Annotated in this window: 18 protein-coding genes, 1 tRNA gene and 1 pseudogene; 12 read left to right on the top strand and 8 right to left on the bottom strand. The window is 52.6% G+C overall.

Annotation, left to right across the window (positions count from 1 at the left end; translation table 11 throughout):
• The first annotated feature begins 50 nt into the window (after positions 1–50).
• From ABLV12_RS04720 to ABLV12_RS04705, 4 genes are all read left to right on the top strand, one after another.
• On the top strand, positions 51–341 hold the full coding sequence (locus tag ABLV12_RS04720) for a hypothetical protein (protein ID WP_025713656.1): 291 nt from the start codon (positions 51–53) through the stop codon (positions 339–341).
• Between the two features lie 64 nt (positions 342–405).
• Entirely contained in the window at positions 406–1,311 is a 906-nt protein-coding gene (locus tag ABLV12_RS04715) for a zincin-like metallopeptidase domain-containing protein (RefSeq protein WP_348866821.1), read from the top strand.
• Positions 1,312–1,503: 192 nt separating this feature from the next.
• Positions 1,504–1,875, top strand: a complete 372-nt coding sequence (locus ABLV12_RS04710) for a hypothetical protein (protein WP_063408528.1) — start codon at positions 1,504–1,506, stop codon at positions 1,873–1,875.
• Positions 1,876–2,159: 284 nt separating this feature from the next.
• The gene (locus ABLV12_RS04705; RefSeq protein ID WP_063408527.1) at positions 2,160–2,846 is read left to right on the top strand and encodes an RES family NAD+ phosphorylase; all 687 of its coding nucleotides are present in this window, start codon (positions 2,160–2,162) and stop codon (positions 2,844–2,846) included.
• A 30-nt stretch (positions 2,847–2,876) separates the two neighbouring features.
• On the opposite strand, the gene ABLV12_RS04700 is transcribed toward ABLV12_RS04705, so the two are convergent.
• A complete protein-coding gene (locus ABLV12_RS04700; protein WP_063408526.1) occupies positions 2,877–3,539 on the bottom strand; it encodes a hypothetical protein in 663 nt (220 codons plus the stop codon).
• Positions 3,540–3,786: 247 nt separating this feature from the next.
• Here ABLV12_RS04700 and mobH point away from each other — a divergent pair, with 247 nt between their 5' ends.
• Entirely contained in the window at positions 3,787–5,376 is a 1,590-nt protein-coding gene (gene mobH / locus ABLV12_RS04695; RefSeq protein ID WP_348866820.1) for a MobH family relaxase, read from the top strand.
• Between the two features lie 55 nt (positions 5,377–5,431).
• On the opposite strand, the gene ABLV12_RS04690 is transcribed toward mobH, so the two are convergent.
• Complete coding sequence (locus tag ABLV12_RS04690) at positions 5,432–6,085, bottom strand: HNH endonuclease (RefSeq protein ID WP_058656242.1); 654 nt, start codon at positions 6,083–6,085, stop codon at positions 5,432–5,434.
• 111 nt (positions 6,086–6,196) lie between these two features.
• Complete coding sequence (locus ABLV12_RS04685) at positions 6,197–6,463, bottom strand: hypothetical protein (RefSeq protein ID WP_063408524.1); 267 nt, start codon at positions 6,461–6,463, stop codon at positions 6,197–6,199.
• Between the two features lie 338 nt (positions 6,464–6,801).
• On the opposite strand from ABLV12_RS04685, the gene ABLV12_RS04680 reads away from it, so the two are divergent.
• Positions 6,802–7,878, top strand: a complete 1,077-nt coding sequence (locus ABLV12_RS04680) for a Fic family protein (protein ID WP_348866819.1) — start codon at positions 6,802–6,804, stop codon at positions 7,876–7,878.
• Between the two features lie 268 nt (positions 7,879–8,146).
• On the opposite strand, the gene ABLV12_RS04675 is transcribed toward ABLV12_RS04680, so the two are convergent.
• The 4 genes from ABLV12_RS04675 to ABLV12_RS04660 all read right to left on the bottom strand — a co-directional run bounded on the left by ABLV12_RS04675 (position 8,147) and on the right by ABLV12_RS04660 (position 11,528).
• Positions 8,147–8,512 carry a hypothetical protein gene (locus tag ABLV12_RS04675; RefSeq protein WP_057058084.1) on the bottom strand — a complete coding sequence of 122 codons (366 nt, stop codon included), beginning with the start codon at positions 8,510–8,512 and terminating at the stop codon, positions 8,147–8,149.
• Positions 8,509–9,009, bottom strand: coding sequence for a hypothetical protein (locus ABLV12_RS04670; protein ID WP_057058083.1), 501 nt, complete (start codon positions 9,007–9,009; stop codon positions 8,509–8,511). The genes ABLV12_RS04675 and ABLV12_RS04670 overlap by 4 nt, the downstream gene beginning before the upstream one ends.
• A 535-nt stretch (positions 9,010–9,544) precedes the next feature.
• The gene (locus tag ABLV12_RS04665) at positions 9,545–11,221 is read right to left on the bottom strand and encodes an integrase arm-type DNA-binding domain-containing protein (protein WP_348866818.1); all 1,677 of its coding nucleotides are present in this window, start codon (positions 11,219–11,221) and stop codon (positions 9,545–9,547) included.
• 222 nt (positions 11,222–11,443) lie between these two features.
• A tRNA-Leu gene (locus ABLV12_RS04660) sits at positions 11,444–11,528 on the bottom strand.
• Between the two features lie 233 nt (positions 11,529–11,761).
• On the opposite strand from ABLV12_RS04660, the gene ABLV12_RS04655 reads away from it, so the two are divergent.
• From ABLV12_RS04655 to ABLV12_RS04630, 6 genes are all read left to right on the top strand, one after another.
• Positions 11,762–12,781: an NAD(P)-dependent alcohol dehydrogenase gene (locus tag ABLV12_RS04655; protein ID WP_004108819.1), complete on the top strand. Its 1,020-nt coding sequence runs from the start codon at positions 11,762–11,764 to the stop codon at positions 12,779–12,781.
• Between the two features lie 190 nt (positions 12,782–12,971).
• Positions 12,972–13,844 (top strand): sugar ABC transporter permease, encoded by an 873-nt coding sequence (locus ABLV12_RS04650; RefSeq protein ID WP_023320237.1) that lies wholly within the window; start codon positions 12,972–12,974, stop codon positions 13,842–13,844.
• Positions 13,834–14,721: a carbohydrate ABC transporter permease gene (locus ABLV12_RS04645; RefSeq protein WP_064396538.1), complete on the top strand. Its 888-nt coding sequence runs from the start codon at positions 13,834–13,836 to the stop codon at positions 14,719–14,721. Before ABLV12_RS04650 ends, ABLV12_RS04645 begins: the two co-directional genes overlap by 11 nt.
• 10 nt (positions 14,722–14,731) lie before the next feature.
• Positions 14,732–15,556, top strand: a complete 825-nt coding sequence (locus ABLV12_RS04640; RefSeq protein ID WP_004128299.1) for a phosphodiesterase — start codon at positions 14,732–14,734, stop codon at positions 15,554–15,556.
• A 5-nt stretch (positions 15,557–15,561) separates the two neighbouring features.
• A complete protein-coding gene (locus ABLV12_RS04635) occupies positions 15,562–16,635 on the top strand; it encodes an ABC transporter ATP-binding protein (protein ID WP_004128298.1) in 1,074 nt (357 codons plus the stop codon).
• Positions 16,628–17,938, top strand: coding sequence for an ABC transporter substrate-binding protein (locus tag ABLV12_RS04630; RefSeq protein WP_004108836.1), 1,311 nt, complete (start codon positions 16,628–16,630; stop codon positions 17,936–17,938). The genes ABLV12_RS04635 and ABLV12_RS04630 overlap by 8 nt, the downstream gene beginning before the upstream one ends.
• A 176-nt stretch (positions 17,939–18,114) precedes the next feature.
• Here the strand turns inward: ABLV12_RS04630 and ABLV12_RS04625 are convergent.
• Positions 18,115–19,639 (bottom strand): annotated as a pseudogene (locus tag ABLV12_RS04625) (sugar porter family MFS transporter).
• Positions 19,640–19,705: the final 66 nt, after the last annotated feature.

Raw genomic sequence — 19,705 nt, 5'->3', positions numbered from 1 at the left:
GGGAAACGCCCTGCGAAGGGTGTTCTCTGCTCATCTACAGGAGAAACACCATGTCGCTTTTCGATAAAAAACCGTCGTTAATGCCGGTGGTTATCGCCCCTGATGTCTGGCAATCCGCTGTGGAATTTCCCGCCGACCCGCAGCAGGTGGAAGAACGGCTGGGCAATCTGTTGCTCGCCGTACTGCTGACCCTGCGCACCGCCGGGGCATCCCGCAAGAAAGTCACCTTTACGATCTACTGCCAGCCGCCGCAGGGCGATATGAAAGTCCCTGTCGCATTACCGCTATCACTCAACTATCACGGCCATTATGTGCAGGTCTCGATGGCTGAACAGGCATAACCTCTCCCCGCCGGAGTCGCTTCCGGACGGAGGCAGCTCCGGCTTCTTCCATGAGGATCGCACAATGGACAGAAGCAACGATATCTACCAGAAAGTCACCGACCAGATTATTGCTGAGCTGGAAAACGGCAATGTGCCGTGGCTCCGCCCGTGGCGCGATGGCGAGCCGCCGTTCCCGATCAATGCGTTATCCGGTCGTCCGTATCACGGCATCAACGTACCGCTGCTGTGGAACAGTGCCGACAAGCAGAGCTTCGCCAGCGACCGCTGGCTGACGTTTCATCAGGTCAGCGCGCTCGGCGGGCAAGTGCACCGGGGGGAGAAATCCTCTCTGGCGGTGTTATATCTGCCGCGCACACAGGAAGAGATCGATGCACTCGGCCAGCCGTTGCTGGATAAAGACGGCGAGCCGAAGGTGCGGCATTTTGGGATCATTCGTGAATTTCGGCTGTTTAACCTGTCGCAGTGCGACGGCCTGCCGCAGTCGCTGTTCGAGCCGTTTACCCGGCCCGCAGAGCCTGTGGAGATGGCCGAAACCATTGCGAAGAATAGCGGCGTGACGCTGCGCCATCGCCGCCAGTCGAAAGCGTATTACAAACCCGCGACCGACCTGGTGATGATGCCGCACCCGCAACAGTTTGAAAGCAGCGAGGCGTACTACGCCACGCTGCTGCATGAACTGACGCACGCTACCGGACACACTTCACGCCTCAACCGCCCCGGTATTGCCGGAGCGGAACGCACCGAAGCGCTATACGCCGCTGAAGAGTTAGTGGCGGAGATGGGTAGCGCCTTCCTGTGCGCCCATTGCGGCATTCAGGGCAGACTCCAGCACGCCAGCTATATCGGCTACTGGCTGGATATCCTGCGCCAGGACAAGCGGGCAGTGATCCGCGCCAGCGGTATGGCGCGCCACGCCAGTGAATGGCTACTCAACGCGGTACCACAACCCTGTCAGCTTAGCGCCTGACAGCCCACCCGCACGGGGAGTCTTCCCCGCCGGGAAGTTGCTCCCCTTCAATATTCCCCAAAATCATTCGGGTTGCAGGAAGGCGGCGACGCAGCGAATCCCCGGGAGCGTAGACAAACTACGTGACCGGGATGAGCGAGGAAAGCCAACGCACCTGCGGCCTGAAGGATGAAGGGGAATGAGGAACAATGTATGGGACTCGACATCTTCTTTTTCGAACGGGCAAAAAACGCGCCCGATGAAAGCCAGTACGCCAGAGTGGGTTATTTCCGCAAGGTGAACCCGTTACTCAAATGGGTGGATAAACACGTTGGGCTGGTGCGCAACCAGGTGCTGTTAGAAGTCACCAAAGCACATTTGCAGGCGCTTCTGAGCGACCTACAGAGCCTGACGCCGGATAACTGCGGCGCGGTTTATCCCACGATTGACGGCTTTTTCTATGGATATACCGATTATGGAGAACACTACTGGAAAGACGTTCGCGCCGTCACCCACTGGGTGAAAGAGACGCTGGAGACGTTTGATTTTGAGCGAGACAGGCTGATGTTTTATGCCTGGTGGTAAGTGAAACGGAGTGGCCGGTTTTGATCGGCCACTTTTTTTATGCTTCGGAAACACCTCTTGATTAGACACTACACAATTATCAGCATTCATTATCATTTTCGTGATACCTGCGATGAAGCCTCATCTCACTTCCCCTTGATTGATAACTACTATGGGTTAGAATTATGTGTCCCATCAATGGGATAAAACGCCCCGCGAAGAATTCGTCAGGGTAAATTCAAAATCAATGGAGGTTAAGCCTATGGCTTATTTAAATCCACTTTTATTAGGAGGGCATTTCGCCTATGACATACGAGGAAAACCTAAACGACGACGCTAACCAATCTACTGAAACCGATGCTGATATTAAAGCCCGGAAGAAACTAGACGAGGCCATACTCAGTAAATTCAGGAACCTTGACCAGAAAACGCTTAACCGCTGTGGCAAGGTAATTCCTGCAGATACTGAGATGTACCGACTCCAGCCCGGTGAGCATAATGGAAGCAACGTTTTTTTCAATCATAACGGTGCGGATTACCGTTTTAGTCTGACTGACGGTGTACATGGCTCGATGTATTTGGCCTACACCCCAGGAACGTCGTTGAAAGAAGTGTTTCAGAACAAAGTGTCCATGAAAGAATCGGACCTTGAAGATTACTATCTTGGCAAAATAGCAATCTTAAAGGACGTTAACATTCTGCAAGTAAACAAATTGGTCAGTCGTACATCTATAAAAATTCATGATGTCACAACAGATTCTCGTAAAGTCACACAGTTTCTGGCTACCATAGCGCACAACGCAGGATTCGACGGTATGGAGTATACGTCGAACGTAACCGGTGAATCATGTCTGGTGCTTTGGCATATCGACCCATCTGGACAGGGCATGGCCATAACGCTAGAACAGACCCGCCTCAGTGACTTTGAGCATGATGGTAAAGAGGCTGCCGACATCCTTACTTGGGATCTAGGCATATCGGTCGAAGAATAACAAAAGGGGGGGCAAGCACCCCCTTCATTGTTATGCGGCATCTTGCGTACCATAAACGCGGGCAAGCCGATGTAACTCGTCCATCAAGACGTCATCCGGATTCCCTTTAAGAATCTCGATAATATTAAAAGTACGACCTGCTGGCGATAATCCCTTCAGCACAGTATTACGTTCCTCAACAAAGAAAGAATATTGCATCCTGTCACTGAAATTTTTAAGTTGCTTAAGTAAGCCTGACAGACCTTTCAGAACGCCTCGATCCGAGATCCGTTCATCATCAGTAAACTGGAACGCCGGATAAAAGAACTCACCATCAATTTCTACAGCAAGTAATTGGCCACTATCTTTCCAGTTTTTCACCGTGGTTTTTGTACGGCCTAAAACTTCAGCGGCTTTTGCTGAAGAATAGACCCCACCATCCCGCTCTAACCGCGAAAGAAACATGGCCTTGCTATGGACGCGACGAAGGTGCCTTTTCTTTTCCTTCGTCAGGTTATGCTCAGCTCTGCTTGCCAGGTATCCCAAAATGGCATCGACAGCAAAGAGCGCATCTGTTTGAGCCATGCTTTCCTGTCGAACATGAGTATTACCTGCTCTGATGTCATCAGCCAGTTCCTGAACAAAATTCTGGAGTCTGGCAGCAGAAGTCATATTGTCCTGGTAGACAGGTCGCTTTTCTGTAGTCGGATTCATAAAACCCTCCTTTTCGATTTCACGATTAAAACAATACATCAAATCGAAAAGTTGTGCAAGTTTTCACCGTTACAAGACATCATGCATTAACTACATATTTTGTATCGTTTTATTAACCAACATAATATTGGGTAATCTTAAATATTCTCTGCAGACTTAAAAAACCTGCTGTATGGAAAAGACCCAAAGGGAGACACTGCAAAGGAAGGGCGACAAGGGCAAAGGGGCCTGCCCGGAAAGGGGAAATATGCTGAAGTGGCTACAACGACCATCCCAGAGCCAGCCACCGGCGCCAGACGCTGCGCTACCGGAGGGTTGGTTTGCGCCACAATCCGCAGAACGGTTGCTGGCGAAGCCGTTACGTCAGTCCTGTTTGCACCAGTTACGGCAACTGACCCCGCTGCCAGATACCCTGTTTGATAGCTGGATCCTCACGGCGATTCATCGCTTCGCCGCGTTGGTACAACTGCTGCCCGCCTCACAAAGTCATCACCATTCCACTCCCGGTGGGTTGCTGGATCATTCGCTGGAAGTTGCCTGCAATGCCATCCGGTTGCGCCAGGGTTATCTGCTGCCACCGGAAGCGGGTGCGGAAGAACAGGCCCGGCAGGCCAGCGCATGGACGGTCGCGGTGGTCTGCGCGGCATTACTGCACGATACGGGAAAAATCGCCGTGGATATGGAGATTCATCAACGTGATGGCACCCGCTGGCATCCGTGGCAGGGTAATCTGGCACAGCCTTATCGCTGGCAGTACCAGAGCCACGGTCGCGACTATCATCTGCATCCGGCGGCTAGCGCAATGCTGATTAATCAGTTGATACCCTCGCCATTACTGGACTGGCTGGCCGGATATCCCACGGTTTTTGCGTCCCTGATTTATCAGATAACCGGACACTACGAACGGGCTGGCGCGCTGGCGGAACTGGTACAGCAGGCCGATAAAGCCTCTGTCGCCCGATACCTCGGCGGCGATATCAAAACTGCGCTGGCACAAAAGCCCTCTTCCTTTCCCCAGCAGCTTCTTACAGCCTTACGGTCGCTGGTACAGAACGAGTACCGGCTCAATAATCCCGAATGCGGATCAGATGGCTGGTTGACGGAGGATGCGCTGTGGCTTATCAGCAAAACCACCGCCGACCGGGTTCGCGCCTGGCTGCTCCAGAATGGCGTAGCCAGCGTACCGGAAAATAATAACCGCCTGTTTGACGAACTGCTGGCATATCAGCTTATCGTTGCCAATGAGGATAAAGCGATCTGGCGCTGCATTATCCGATCAGATAAGGGCTGGTCGCCCGTTGAACCGCTGACGCTGCTGCGCCTGACGCCGTCTGCAATATGGGAACCAGGCGAACAACGTCCCGCCTGTTTTGTCGGTGATGTGACGCCGGTAAGCGAAGCTGAACCCGTCCCTGAACTTAGCGCTCCCACTCAACCGCTGCCGGAGATAGCAGACGACCCGAGGCTTGGTGACAATAATAATTTCCTGCAGTGGCTGAAGAACCACACCAGTTCTTCAGCCACGGTGAATACCCGGAACGGCAAGGTACATGTGGTGGAAAACCATCTTTTTTTGATTTCGCCGGGGATCTTTAAAACATACGCAGCAGAAACCACAGGCGATAGCGGCGACGGCTGGAAACTGGCACAGCGAATGTTTCAGGAGTCAGGGCTGGCCCTGCGCTGTAATGATGACAGTTTTATCTGGTCCTGCGAGGTTCGGGTTCCACAAAAGAAAAGTAGTCAGTTGAAAGGGTTTCTGATAGAAGATCCGAAGCAGGTGTTGGGGGAGAAAGTGCCGGTGAATAATCCGTGGCTGAAGTTGCTGCGAGAATAGCAATTTATATCAAAATATTCTCTTCCACCGAGCCACAGCGAATGGGCTGTAATACCTAAAGAGCCGCATGATATTCAATAATTGATTTCAATTCTTCAGGCGAAAAAGGCGGATTACGCCGATGCAACATGGCGTGGCAATTAGGGCAGACGGGAATAAGATCTTTTTTGGGATCCAGAGAGTAATTATCTTTGATGTCTGATAGCGGAATCAGGTGGTGTATATGGATAAAACCTTTTGCTATCTCACCATACACCCTCATCATATCAATGCCGCATACTTTGCACAGGCAACCATGCCAGGCTAATGCGGCCTGCCGGGCCTTACGGTCGCGTTCATAGCGGTTAACCGTTACCTGCGTAGCGGCACCTTCAGTAAATACGCTCTGCGGTGGCAGTTCATCAGGAAAAATACTGATGGCGGGCTGCTCGTTACCCAAATTTTTCTCAACGATCTGAAACCCTTGATCGGTAAGCAACTTGACACATTTCGACTTGATACCACCGCTAAAATCTTCAGGGGAAAACTCAACGCCTATCATATTTGAAGCAGCAATACCGACTATAGCTTTCGGTGGATAACTGCGCCCTTCAAAGACCACATCATACAGCCGGGACTCGCTGAACTGGTGGCGTACACCTTCATCATAGGCGCGCATAGCCGCAATAATGCATTCCCTGGAAAGCTGGTCTGGCAGTTTCTTCTTCATTTACAACTCATCATCCCTGAAACGACATATGCTAACTCTTTATTTTATAGCATATTAATTTATCCGGTGATAAACAGCACTCTTCAATCTCGCAGTACCGGGATACGGGCATCAGTGCAGCGGCAGAGTAACGTAGCGGCAGAGAAACCGCGCCTCATGCTGATTGTCCAGCCGTATCTGAAAGATATCGTGTATATCCTGCGCGGATGCATCCTCACGCCACGCCAGAAGGCCCTGCTGGTTCATACGGATAATAATCTGATCGGGCGTTTCGCCCTGATTCAATGCTTCAACTACCTGTTGCAGGGGAAGCGGTAGCGTCTGAGCAGGCCACATCACTTCAACGCTTACGAGCTGGCGGTGTGTCCGGGGTAACATCGGTAGTTTCCTCCATGGCTAGAATTTCGCGGTTAATTAGCCATGAAATAGGGGCATTTTTTGCGGTTGCAAGGTTTGCCGAGAGACCTCATTTAAAGGTCGATATATCTCAGGTAGTGAGGTCTCTTCCCAGGCAAATCCAGATAGTCTGCACCAAGCGTCTGAGGATATGTCGATAAAAAGCTTTTTTTTAAACATATAGCCAAAACATGTTTATGCCATCGACACGTTGCGGCGATATGTCGATAAAACACGATTTTTTAAACATGATGCCGTGACATGCTTATAGCATCGACATATGATGTCTATATGTCGATGAAATCGGTTTTTATAAACATATGAACTGGAATCCCGAAGCCCCTTACAATGATCTGCCAAAACTGCCGCCTGATCTGCAGCAGATAGAAACACGCAATGTACTAAAAGCGTGTATAAATGCGCGCGCGGCAATTGCAGAGCTGAAAACGGCGGGTGAGTTGATCCCCGATCAAGGATTGTTGATTAATCTTCTCCCGATGCTGGAAGCGAAAGATTCCTCACGCATTGAGAATATCGTAACGACCAGCGATCAGCTCTTTCAGTATGCTGATCGTGCAGACGGAGCAGATCCAGCAACCAAAGAAGCATTGCGCTATCGTACGGCGCTTTATGATGGTTATACCCATCTTGAGACCTATCCACTTTGCACAAACACCGCAATCGCTATCTGTACCAAATTACGCGCAGTTCAGACCGATATAAGAAAAACACCGGGCACGATACTGCGCGATCAGAATAACAGCGTGGTGTATACACCCCCGGTGGGTGAAGATACTATCCGTAACTTATTGACGAACTGGGAGCAGTTCATACATGGCGATGATGATTTAGATCCATTGGTGAAAATGGCTATTGCACACTATCAATTTGAGTGCATCCACCCTTTTCCGGACGGGAATGGGCGAACAGGTCGTATCCTGAATATTCTTTACCTGATTCAAAATGAATTACTTTCACTGCCTATCCTGTACCTGTCCCGCTTTATTCTGGAGAGACGTAGTGATTACTACATGCTCTTGCGTAGGGTAACAGATGAAGGAGACTGGGAATCGTGGATATTATTTATGCTGGAGGCCGTAGAAAACACGTCCCGATGGACGACTGACAAGATTGCGGTTGTTCGGGCATTGATGGCAGAAACGACCGAGTATGTACGTGAGAAGCTACCAAAAATATATACCTATGAACTCATCCAGGTGCTCTATGCGCAACCGTATTGCCGGATCGATAACCTTGTTGAACGAGGTATCGCTAAACGCCAGACGGCATCAGCGTATCTCAAACAGTTAGTCGAGATAGGCGTGCTGGAAGAAATGAGCGTTGGTCGAGAAAAGCTGTATATCAACACCAGGTTGGTTCAGGAATTGAATCAGTAAAGTGTATTAATTAGTGTTAGCTCAGATTTTTCCAGAACTAATGATGACCTTAACAAAACCTGACATTAATGGCGATGTGATAGCTGAAGCAGGCATGATTAATATCTTATTGTATTGATAATCATTTTATCATACAAAGCTAAGTCAATTAGATTGAAAACCATATTAACATTAGATGATATATGAATAAAATCCATAGAGATTTATATTCTAGGAACCAATAAGAAATTCATATAAAAGCAGCTCCTTTCAAAGCTGCTTTATACACTTAGTTTTTTGGGAGCTTGCTTAAAATATCTTCAATCCCTGATTGCTTATACCTAACATTATCAAAAAGGTCATTAAGGACAGAAAATCTTTCTTTATACTTCCATACCTCAAGATTATTATCATCAAGGATGCAAAGAACGATTTGAGACGTCCAGTAAAACTCATCGACATCTGTGTAATATCTATACTTCTCTTCATAGATCCCAAACTTAGTTCCATTGAAATTAACGCTAAAAAATAGAGGTATATATGAATCCGAACCATGAATGATATTATAAGGAGCATCATCCCTCCTCCAAGATATACTTCCATTCAAGGTGTATCTATTTAATTGCGTGATCAACTGTATAATATTATCACTCATGATCTCGTCCATCCTAAATCTAAATTTATTTGTTCTAAGTGCATAATTACACTGCTTAACTCTGATTGGATTCCCCATAATCCTTCAATGTCGAGATGTCTGGAGCTAAGCATTCTAGATAATTTTTCATCTGTTACTGAAAGTAACCATTTTGATATTGGAGGGCTTGAATATTTAAACTGATTTTTATCAAGTTCCAACTTCCGTTTAACATCTTCCAATATTATTATTGTTGAGTGAACAGAAGCGGATACTGCGCTTTTTTTCTTATTACTAGTATTGTCTTGTTCAAATTCAGAAAGAAGTTTTGGTAAATCTTTATTTTGATCCTGAAGCTTTGAAATCAGTTCAGGAAGTCTAACTTTAACGAGATATTTATTTTCTATATCTGCCACTCTGATATATACCAAGATTGTGTATATGCCACCAACGATCGATGCAAATACTGACAACCAAGTTAGAACATTTCCGAAATTTGCCCACGAAAAGATTTCCATTTTATTGTCCATAAATTAACCACGCCAAAAAGCCTTGTACAATTTGAACTAAAATACTCTCTTCATAATAGTGCAGAAATCAATATCCAAAGGTGATTGTAACGACACTAAAACCAAATAATATCATATGTATAAAAAAGCGCCAAGAATTTAATAGAAATATTTCAAATGCTTTTATCTAAATATTTTTTTGATACTGCCTCAGAATAAAAAACTTCGGCAAATATAATATTACCAGAGATCCTTAGAGGGCCATACAAGCATCCTAATAATAAATACACCGAATATTCTAAATATTTATTCACTCTTATTTAATAAGTATTTACTCTTAAAGAAAGATTTGCTTCAACAAAATGAATTCTCGACTTTTATTAATCTGTAAAAATAATCCAACAACAGAAACAATTAGGCCAAATCTTTTGCAACGTTTAATGATTTTCAAATCAAAGAATTCGAACTCATTCAATTGTTCCTGTTGTCAACCCCCCAGCAAAAACAGCCCAAATCTAGTAATAACTAAATACCACCATCATTCCTACTCCCCCGACTCCACCTCATCCTGCGCCGCCATCAGAACCAACTCTGACTTCGAAATCAGCAAATCTTTCGGCTTCCCTCCTCTCAACCTGCGATTTGCCGAGCCGAACCAGATTGCTAGCCCCCACGGGGTCTTACGTTCTTTGAACAGCGAGAGAATCAGCCTGACAACCTTGAGGGGCCTCATTTTCTCATCCAGAACATAATCCGGGTACAAATCCTCACCATCGACCTTCAGCGAGAATATCTTCCCGGCGGCTTTCCAGCCTTTCGGGCCAGCATCAGGATCGGCGGAACGAAAGCCCGCTTTTGCGGAAAATTCAGACGCCGTCAGCCATTCCGAGTCAGCCAGTATTCTGGCTTTCAGCTCCTCTAGCTGCCGGTCATTGCGCTCCTGGAAACTCATATGGTCGAGTGCGCCTCCCGGCGACTTTTTGAAGCCATACGGCACAACATGCCTGAACCGGTTTGCATCCAGATAATCCGCCCACCACTGCATCATCTCCCGACGTTCTTCAAGATGCTGCGCCTTGTGGATATACGCCGCCCGCACGCGCTTGCGCTCCTGATGGCTCATCTGGCGCTCTACCGCGTCGCTTGACCACAGGCCCGACTCCACCAGCGCGCTACAGGCCATAGTGCGAAAACCGTGGCCGCAGACGTCTTTCTGGGTGTCGTAGCCCATCACCCGCAGCGCTTTGTTGATGGTGTTTTCGCTCATCGGTTTGCGGTAGTTATGATCGCCGGGGAATACCAGTTCAGTTCCCGGTCGGCAACGCTGCCGCACCTCGTGCAGCAGTTCGATGGCCTGACGCGACAATGGGACCAAGTGTGGGGAGTGCATCTTCGCCCCACGCGCTGAATATTTAACGCCGGGGATCGGCTCACGCTCGGCGGGGATTGTCCACATGGCGTTACGCAGATCAATCTCATCCCAGCGGGCAAAGCGCAGTTCGCTGGAGCGGATAAACAGCAGCAGCGCCAGCTTTACCGCCAGTTGAGTCAGTTGACGGCCTTTGTAATCGTCGATTCTATCCAGGAAATCAGGGATAAGATTCAAATCTAATGCAGGGTGGTGACGTACTTTGGGCGTGGAAACCGCGCCGGTTAAATCTGATGCAGGGTTATGATCGATAATGCCGTTCTGGACGGCGTAGCGCATCACGCAGGCAGTGCGCTGCTGAAGCCGGGAAGCAACATCCAGTTTACCCGCTTTCTCCACCTCTTTGATGGGTACCAGCAGGTCTTTAACCTTCATTTTGGTGATGTCGCAACTGCCGTTCGTGGGGAATACGTAAAGCTCGAAATAACGCAGCACCCGCTTCTTATGTTCCGCCGACCAGTTCACGTTGCTGGAGACCCATTCGCGTGCTACGGACTCAAACGTATGTTCCGGCGTTACAGCAAGGCGTTCAGCCTTTCGGTGTGCACTCGGATCGATGCCGGAAATCAGCAATAATTGGGCCTCTTCACGCATGCGTCTTGCCTGTGCAAGCGTCAAAAGCGGATAAGGTCCTAAAGCGAGCTTTTTCTCTTTGTTTACAAAGCGGTACTTGATGTACCAGCGTTTTGAACCGTTAGGGTTAACCAGCAGGTAAAGTCCATGCGAGTCACTGAGCTTATACGGCTTGCCACAAGGCTTGGCGTGGACTATAGCGCGATCTGTTAGTGCCATTTGGGGGCCTCACTATTATCGAACTACGTCTAAGCCCCCAATTTGGCCCCCAATTAGCGTGGATGTCAATGGATGAAAAATGACCAACACGGAAAGACCACAAAATAAATATGGCTATTAATGAAAAATAAATTATCTTTTAATTACAGACGGATATGGACGAATTTGGACGGAAATGGACACAAAAAAAGCCACCCTTAGGTAGCTAATTATTGCATCACTTGGTGCCGAAGGCCGGACTCGAACCGGCACGTATTTCTACGGTTGATTTTGAATCAACTGCGTCTACCGATTTCGCCACTCCGGCACGGAAAGGATACGGAAAACGTTCTGGATTATACCTGTCATACGCTGCCATGCAAGCAACGTTGCATTCACCTGCCACCAAGTGATGAATTTTTCATCGGCTCAGTGTGTTAGCCTCTTCAGGGCACATTTTTCCCTCCTCTATACCCCCCTTCCCCCCTCCTTCTGCCAAGCGTCCCCTCGCCCCATGCTCTACACTTCCTTCTTAACTACGCCAAACCCAAGGAAACTGTCATGAGCACTATTAAAAGTTACGCCGCCAAAGAAGCGGGCGCCGATCTGTCGCTGTGGGAGTACGATGCCGGCGACCTTAAGCCGGAAGATGTCGAAGTGCAGGTGGAGTACTGCGGGATCTGCCACTCCGACCTGTCGATGATCGACAACGAATGGGGCATGTCGAGTTATCCGCTGGTGGCTGGTCACGAGGTGATTGGCCGGGTGGCGGCCCTGGGCAGCGCGGCGCAGGATAAAGGGCTGAAGGTTGGCCAGAAGGTCGGCATTGGCTGGACGGCGCGCAGCTGCGGCCACTGCGACGCCTGTATCAGCGGCAACCACGTGAACTGCCTGGAAGGCTCGGTGCCCACCATCATCAACCGCGGCGGCTTCGCCGATAAGCTGCGCGCCGACTGGCAATGGGTGATCCCGCTGCCGGAAAACGTCGATCTCGAATCCGCGGGGCCGATGCTCTGCGGCGGCATCACGGTCTTCAAACCGCTGCTGATGCATCACGTCACGGCGAACAGCCGCGTCGGCGTCATCGGCATTGGTGGCCTCGGCCATATCGCCATCAAGCTGCTGCACGCGATGGGCGCGGAAGTCACCGCCTTTAGCTCAAATCCGGCGAAAGAGCAGGAAGTACTGGCAATGGGCGCCGATCGCGTGGTGAACAGCCGCGATCCCGAAGCCTTAAAGGCGCTGGCCGGCCAGTTCGACCTGATTATCAACACCGTCGCCGTCGATCTCGACTGGCAGCCGTACTTTGAAGCGCTGGCGTACGGCGGCAACTTCCACACCGTCGGCGCGGTAATGAAGCCGTTCCCGGTCCCCGCTTTTACCCTGATTGGCGGCGACCGCAGCATCTCCGGCTCGGCCACCGGCAACCCGTCCGAGCTGCGCAAGCTGATGAAATTTGCCGGACGCAGCAAAGTCGCGCCAACCACCGAGCTGTTCCCGATGTCGCAGATCAACGAGGCGCTGAAGCACGTTCGCGAGGGCAAGGCCCGCTACCGCGTGGTGCTGAAAGCCGACTTCTGATCGTTCCTCATCATGCTTCAGGCCGCAGCCGCGCGGCCTGAACGCCACTGGCCGGGGTGATGCCGGGCGGCCCGTCTGCCCGGCGCTTGTTTCCCTGGTCATTAAACCGTCATCTCCCCGCCATACGTTTGCAGTCAATCCTTCTCACAATCCGGGCTTCTACAAACGCCTGAATGAGACGTCCGCCACCATGAGAAAAACCTGGCTTCCCTGGCTGATACTGTCGCCTTCCCTGCTGTTTTTATTGCTGTTTACCTGGTTTCCCCTCGGGCGATCGATTTATGACAGCCTGTTCGATACCCGCATGGTCAGCGACGGCGGCCAGTATGTCGGGCTGGAGAACTTTAGTCGTCTGTTCGCCGACAACGTCTTCTGGCAGTCGCTAGTGAATAACCTGCTTTATATCCTGCTGACGGTGGTACCGGGCGTGACCCTCGCCCTACTGCTGGCGGTCGCCCTGACCGAGAATCACCGCGTCAACCGCTGGCTGCGCACCGCCTTCTTCTTCCCGATGATTATCCCGATGGTCAGCGCCGCCGCGCTGTGGCTGTTTATCTTTATGCCCGGCCTTGGCCTGCTCGACCACTATCTGGCGAAGCTGTTTGGCCCGATGAACAACAACTGGCTGGGGCGCAGCAATAGCGCGCTGCTGGCGCTGGCGCTGATTGGCGTGTGGAAGTTCGCCGGTTATTACATGCTGTTTTTCCTCGCCGGGCTGCAAAGCATTCCGGCCTCCACGCGCGAAGCGGCGATCGTGGAAGGCGCCACCCGCACGCAGGTGTTCTTTAAGGTGACTCTGCCGCTGCTGCGCCCGACCCTGAGCTTCGTGATAACCACGGCGCTGATCTACTCCATCACCCAGATCGACCACGTGGCGGTGATGACCCGCGGCGGGCCGGATAACGCCACTACCGTGCTGCTCTACTACATCCAGAACCTCGCCTGGGACACCCATGATTTAGGTAAAGCTTCCGCCGCCACCTTCCTGACGCTGGCCGGGCTGTTTGCCTTCTCGCTGATTAACCTCAAACTGCTGGAGAAAGGAGCGCACTATGAGCGCTGAAATCTCGCCGCTGGCGCTGCGATCGCACAGCGCATCGCGCCCGCTCTGGCTGCGCCTGCGCCGCTCGCAGCCCTTTACGCTCACGGTATTAATGTGCTGCCTGGCGCTGCTGTGGATGAGTCCGTTTTTATGGATGCTGGCGACCTCGTTCAGCGCCACGACCTTCGGCGAGGATATAGCCTCGCTGCTGCCCCGTATGCCGCTGACGCTGAATAACTTCCGCGATGCCTGGGCCAGCGCCGACTGGCTGAGCCTTTACGCCAACACCCTTATCTTCACCTTCGGCACCTTCTTCGTGCAGCTGTTGACCATCACCACCGCCGGCTACGTCTTCGCCTGCCACGAGTTTCGCGGCAAGAAGACGCTGTTCCTGATGTTCCTCGTCCAGCTGATGATCATGCCGGTGGTGATGATGGTGCCGAACATGCTGACCCTGAAAACCTTCGGCCTGCTCAACACCCTCACCGGGGTGATGATGCCCTACTTCACCTCGGCGTTCGGCGTGTTCCTGATGCGTCAGGCGTTTCTGGCCATACCCAAAGAGCTGGAAGAGGCGGCGCTGATGGAGGGCTGTCGCTGGTGGCAGGTGCTGTTCCGCGTGCTGCTGCCGATGTCCTGGCCGTCGGTGCTGGCCTTCGCCACCGTCAGCATTACCTACCACTGGAACGAGTATCTGTGGCCGCTGATGATGCTGAACGACCCGGACAAACAGGTGCTGACCGTGGGGCTGGTCTCGTTCGCCATGGGCGCCGAATCCGGCGGTCAGTGGGGCATCATCGGCGCCGGCACGCTGATGGTCTGCCTGCCGCTGATGCTGGCGTTTATCCTCTTCCAGAAACAGTTCCTGCGAAGCTTCGGCTTCTCCGGGATCAAATAAGGAGCTCTTCATGCTGTTAGCGCAAATTTCCGATACCCATTTCCGCAGCCGCGGCCAGAAGCTGTACGGCTTTATTGACGTCAACGCCGCCAATGCCGACGTCGTCTCCCAGTTGAACGCCCTGCAGGAGCGTCCGGACGCGGTGGTGGTGAGCGGCGATATCGTCAACTGCGGCCGCCCGGAAGAGTATGAGGTCGCCCGTCAGATCCTCGGCAGCCTGAACTATCCGCTGTATCTCATTCCCGGCAACCACGACGATAAAGCGCTGTTTCTGGAGTACCTGCATCCGCTGTGCCCGCAGCTCGGCCGCGACGCGCAAAATATGCACTACGCGGTAGACGATTTTGCCACTCGCCTGCTTTTTATCGACTCCAGCCGGGCGGGTACGTCGAAAGGCTGGCTGACCGAGGAAACCATCAAGTGGCTTGAGGCTCAACTGTTTGATGGCGGCGATAAACCGGCGACGGTGTTTATGCATCATCCGCCGCTGCCGCTGGGCAATGCGCAGATGGACCCTATCGCCTGCGAAAACGGCCATCGTCTGCTGGCGCTGGTTGAACGTTTCCCGTCGCTGACGCGCATTTTCTGCGGCCATAACCACAGCCTGACCATGACCCAGTATCGCCAGGCCATCATCTCCACCATCCCGGGAACCGTCCACCAGGTGCCCTACTTTCATGAAGATACATGTCCGTATTACGACCTCTCTCCGGCGTCGTGCCTGATGCATCGCCAGGTCGACGAGCAGTGGGTGAGCTATCAGCATCCTCTGACCCACTACGCCGGACCGTGGATGTACGACGAAAATATCAGCTGCCCAACGGAAGATTGCTAAACGCCATGCTTAGTCTGCAAAACATCAGTAAACAGTTTGATGGTAAACATGCTCTCAGCGCCCTGTCGCTGGATATTCGCGAAGGGGAATTCGTGGTGCTGGTGGGCCCGTCCGGCTGCGGTAAAAGCACCCTGCTGCGCCTGCTCGCCGGGCTGGAGCCGGTCAGCGAGGGGGAGATCTGGCTGCACGATGAGAACATCACCGACATGTCGCCCAGAGAGCGTAATTTCGCGATGATCTTCCAGAACTATGCGCTGTTTCCGCACCTGTCGGTGCGCGACAACATCACCTTCGGCATGAAGGTACGCAAGGAAGAAAAAAGCGGTTGGCAGCCGCGGGTAGATAAAGTCGCGCAGATGCTGCAGCTGGAGACGCTGCTCGATCGCAAACCGGCGAAGCTCTCCGGCGGCCAGCGGCAGCGGGTGGCGATGGCGCGGGCGATTGTGCGCAATCCGCGCCTGTTCCTGATGGATGAGCCGCTCTCCAACCTCGACGCCCGCCTGCGTAGCGAAGTGCGCGACAGCATTATGGACCTCCACCAGCAGCTCAGAACCAGCACCGTCTACGTCACCCATGACCAGACGGAAGCGATGTCGATGGCCGACCGCATCGTGGTGATGAACGGCGGCCACGTACAGCAGGTCGGGCGACCGGAGTATCTGTACGCCAACCCGGCCAACCTGTTTGTCGCCGGATTTATCGGATCTCCGGCGATGAATCTGCTCTCACTGCCCTGCGCTGATGGTGAGGTATTACTGGGTGAGCTGCGCTATCCGCTGCCGCCGCGCTACCGTGATGAACCCCGGGTGTGGTTAGGCATTCGCCCGGAACATATCAGCGACCGCGTGGAAGAGAACCATCTGCGCTTGCCCGCCACCGTGCTGCAACGAGAACTGATGGGAGCCGATTATTTGCTCCACGTCAGCACCCCCATCGGCACCTTACGCTTTAGCCGTCGCCATCGCGGCGCGGTGCCGGAGAAAGGCGATTCACTGATCCTCGGCTTTTCACCTGCCGATGTGCATCTTTTTCATGCTGAGAAACAGCATAATTTACTGATGGAGACAGACCATGTTTAAACCTCTCACCGCTCTCGCGGTTGGGCTCAGCCTTGCCCTGAGCGGCGCGGCGCTGGCGAAAGAGAAGATCGACTTCATGTTTCCGGCGCCGGTGGACGGCAAGCTGACCATGGAGATGACCCGCGTCATTAAGCAATTCAACGAGTCGCAGCAGGATGTCGAAGTGCGCGGGATCTTTACCGGCAACTACGACACCACCAAGATCAAAGCCGAATCGGCGCAGAAGGCTGGGCAGCCGCCCGCGCTGGTGATTATGTCCGCCAACTTCACCACCGATCTGGCGCTGAAGGATGAGATCCTGCCGATGGACGAGCTGTTCCAGTATGGCGATCAAAAAGCCGGGGATTTCCTGGTGAAGGCGTTCTGGCCCGCAATGCATAAAAACGCCCAGGTGATGGGCACCACCTATGCGATCCCGTTCCATAACTCGACGCCGATCCTCTACTACAACAAAACGATGTTCGATCGGGCCGGGATCAAGCAGCCGCCGCAAACCTGGGCCGAGCTGCTGGCGGACGCCAGAAAGCTGACCGACGAAAGCAAAGGCCAGTGGGGGATCATGCTGCCGTCGACCAACGATGATTACGGCGGCTGGATCTTCTCGGCGCTGGTGCGCGCCAACGGTGGGAAATACTTTAACGAGGACTATCCGGGCGAAGTCTATTACAACACGCCAACCACCATCGGCGCCCTGCGCTTCTGGCAGAACCTGGTCTATAAAGACAAAGTGATGCCTTCCGGGGTGTTGAATTCGAAACAGATCGGCGCCAGCTTCTTCTCCGGCAAAGTCGGAATGGCGATGCTGAGCACCGGCGCGCTGGGCTTTATGCGCGAGAACAGCAAAGATTTTGAGCTGGGCGTGGCGATGCTGCCGGCTAAAGAGCAGCGGGCGGTACCGATCGGCGGCGCCAGCCTGGTTAGCTTCAAGGGCATCAACGACGCGCAGAAAAAAGCGGCGTATCAGTTCCTGACGTATCTGGTGAGCCCGCAGGTCAACGGCGCCTGGAGCCGCTTTACCGGCTACTTCTCCCCGCGTAAGGCCGCCTACGATACGCCGGAAATGAAGGCGTATCTGCAGCAGGATCCGCGCGCGGCTATCGCCCTCGAACAGCTGAAGTATGCCCATCCGTGGTACTCCACCTGGGAGACCGTTGCCGTGCGTAAAGCGATGGAAAACCAGCTGGCCGCGGTGGTCAACGATGCCAACGTTACCCCGGAAGCCGCGGTGCAGGCGGCGCAGAAGGAAGCCGATGCGCTGATGAAGCCCTACGTCGATAAGACCGCGCTGGCGGAAGTGAAGTAGGCCTTTCCCTCACTATCCCCGCCGATAGCTGAGGTATCTTCTGTCATACCGTACGGAAGCAGTGTGCCCCCTCCCCTTTTCAAGGGGGAGGGGATCGTTCGATACGGCTCATTAGCCCGGTCCGAACAGACCGCTGAGCACCGCTCCAGCATCGCAGATATCGCTGGCAATCAGCGTTACACTTTATCCGCCTGCGATTCAGCCACTATTCGCCGGGCCCTGGCGGCCTGCCCTTCTTCACTGGTGTCCAGCTTATCCCGCAGATAGTGCTCGATTTGTTCAAGACTACGGTGGCGGGTTTCCGGTACGCATTTAATGACGAATATCGCGCCAAATACGCCAATACTGGCGAAGATAAAGAAGGTGCCTGAGAGCCCTAACCACGCCAGCAGTATCGGGAAGAACAGGGAGATCAGGAAGTTGGCAATCCACATTGAAAATACCGCCCCTCCCATAAAAATACCGCGCAGGCGGGTTGGAAATATTTCCGACATGAGCAGCCAGGTCACGGGCGACAGCGCCCCCTGCTGAAAGCTCAGAAACAGTAACATCCCTGCCAGAACCATATAGGCACGCAGCGCATCAGGCTGGATAGGCACGCAGCGCATCAGGCTGGCCGTTAACCGTCTCCGGCAACAAATAGCTGACCGCACCGATAAAGACCAGGCAGGCGGTGCAACCGAACTGACCAATCATGGTCATCGGGCGACGGCCAATTTTGCCAAGCATCCAGATGCCAACGAATGTCATCAATACTGAGACTACGCCGTTGGCGATAGTGGCAAACAGCGCGGCATTATCAGTCATACCAACCGAAGTCAGTACCGTGGGGGCATAGTACATAATGGTATTTACACCGGTAAGCTGCTGAATAACCGCTATACCAATACCGATCATAAACAGCTTGAACAACCACGGGGTCATAATCTCGCTGAACCGGGGCTTACCGAGATTGCGCTGTTCATCCAGCGTTTCGGTGATTTCCAGCAGCTCCCACTCAACATCATCTTTATGCCGGGTGCGCTCAAGCACGCGACGGGCTTCCGCCAGGCGCCCTTTCATCGCGTACCAGCGCGGTGAATCCGGCATAAACATCATGCCAAACCAGAGCAGCACGGCGGGTAGCGTCGCCACCGCCAGCATCCAGCGCCAGGTGCTTTCCCCGCCCCAGACTTCATGGAACGTGGCATTAGAAATATAGGCCAGCAGTTGACCGGATACGATCATCAGTTCCTGCAAAGTAACCAGCTGTCCGCGCTTATTCGCGGGAGCTATCTCGGCAATATAGACCGGAACGGTAGCCGCCGCCCCGCCGACCGCGACGCCGAGAATAAGACGAAAGAAAATCATCCAGTTAACGTCCGGCGCCATAGAGGTACCTATCGCGCCGATGGCAAAAAGCACCGCCAGCCACAGAATAATTTTCTTTCTGCCCGCCGCATTCGCCAGATTGCCAGATAGCAGTGCGCCAAAGGCGGCGCCGAACAGCAACGAGCTGGTGACCAGACCGGTGGTAAAGGGAGTGAGATGAAGCTCGGTGCCCATAAAGAGTAAGGCACCGGAAATCACCCCGGTATCATAGCCAAAAAGTAAACCGCCAAGCGTCGCGATCAGGGCGACAACTTTTACAAAGGGCGTTGTCGGGGTATTGCTATTCGGTCCCGACGCTTTATTGAGTGTAAGATATTGTTCCTTAGACATAATAGACTCCAGTAACCCGCCTTGTTTGAGGGAAGATTTGCTCTAGTCTGAATGCAGAGGCCGAGG

The organism is Klebsiella sp. CN_Kp100 (assembly GCF_040065315.1).
GTDB lineage: Bacteria > Pseudomonadota > Gammaproteobacteria > Enterobacterales > Enterobacteriaceae > Klebsiella > Klebsiella oxytoca.
This window is presented reverse-complemented; position numbering and strand designations above follow the sequence as displayed.

What these genes read in the sequence shown, in the direction of transcription:
- ABLV12_RS04710 (WP_063408528.1), top strand. Translation starts at nt 1,504, where the DNA reads ATGGGACTCGACATCTTCTTTTTCGAACGGGCAAAAAACGCGCCCGAT.
- ABLV12_RS04675 (WP_057058084.1), bottom strand. Translation starts at nt 8,512, where the DNA reads ATGAGTGATAATATTATACAGTTGATCACGCAATTAAATAGATACACC.
- ABLV12_RS04670 (WP_057058083.1), bottom strand. Translation starts at nt 9,009, where the DNA reads ATGGAAATCTTTTCGTGGGCAAATTTCGGAAATGTTCTAACTTGGTTG.
- ABLV12_RS04720 (WP_025713656.1), top strand. Translation starts at nt 51, where the DNA reads ATGTCGCTTTTCGATAAAAAACCGTCGTTAATGCCGGTGGTTATCGCC.
- ABLV12_RS04690 (WP_058656242.1), bottom strand. Translation starts at nt 6,085, where the DNA reads ATGAAGAAGAAACTGCCAGACCAGCTTTCCAGGGAATGCATTATTGCG.
- ABLV12_RS04645 (WP_064396538.1), top strand. Translation starts at nt 13,834, where the DNA reads ATGAGCGCTGAAATCTCGCCGCTGGCGCTGCGATCGCACAGCGCATCG.
- ABLV12_RS04630 (WP_004108836.1), top strand. Translation starts at nt 16,628, where the DNA reads ATGTTTAAACCTCTCACCGCTCTCGCGGTTGGGCTCAGCCTTGCCCTG.
- ABLV12_RS04680 (WP_348866819.1), top strand. Translation starts at nt 6,802, where the DNA reads ATGAACTGGAATCCCGAAGCCCCTTACAATGATCTGCCAAAACTGCCG.
- ABLV12_RS04715 (WP_348866821.1), top strand. Translation starts at nt 406, where the DNA reads ATGGACAGAAGCAACGATATCTACCAGAAAGTCACCGACCAGATTATT.
- ABLV12_RS04635 (WP_004128298.1), top strand. Translation starts at nt 15,562, where the DNA reads ATGCTTAGTCTGCAAAACATCAGTAAACAGTTTGATGGTAAACATGCT.
- ABLV12_RS04655 (WP_004108819.1), top strand. Translation starts at nt 11,762, where the DNA reads ATGAGCACTATTAAAAGTTACGCCGCCAAAGAAGCGGGCGCCGATCTG.
- ABLV12_RS04685 (WP_063408524.1), bottom strand. Translation starts at nt 6,463, where the DNA reads ATGTTACCCCGGACACACCGCCAGCTCGTAAGCGTTGAAGTGATGTGG.
- ABLV12_RS04640 (WP_004128299.1), top strand. Translation starts at nt 14,732, where the DNA reads ATGCTGTTAGCGCAAATTTCCGATACCCATTTCCGCAGCCGCGGCCAG.
- ABLV12_RS04700 (WP_063408526.1), bottom strand. Translation starts at nt 3,539, where the DNA reads ATGAATCCGACTACAGAAAAGCGACCTGTCTACCAGGACAATATGACT.
- ABLV12_RS04705 (WP_063408527.1), top strand. Translation starts at nt 2,160, where the DNA reads ATGACATACGAGGAAAACCTAAACGACGACGCTAACCAATCTACTGAA.
- mobH (WP_348866820.1), top strand. Translation starts at nt 3,787, where the DNA reads ATGCTGAAGTGGCTACAACGACCATCCCAGAGCCAGCCACCGGCGCCA.
- ABLV12_RS04665 (WP_348866818.1), bottom strand. Translation starts at nt 11,221, where the DNA reads ATGGCACTAACAGATCGCGCTATAGTCCACGCCAAGCCTTGTGGCAAG.
- ABLV12_RS04650 (WP_023320237.1), top strand. Translation starts at nt 12,972, where the DNA reads ATGAGAAAAACCTGGCTTCCCTGGCTGATACTGTCGCCTTCCCTGCTG.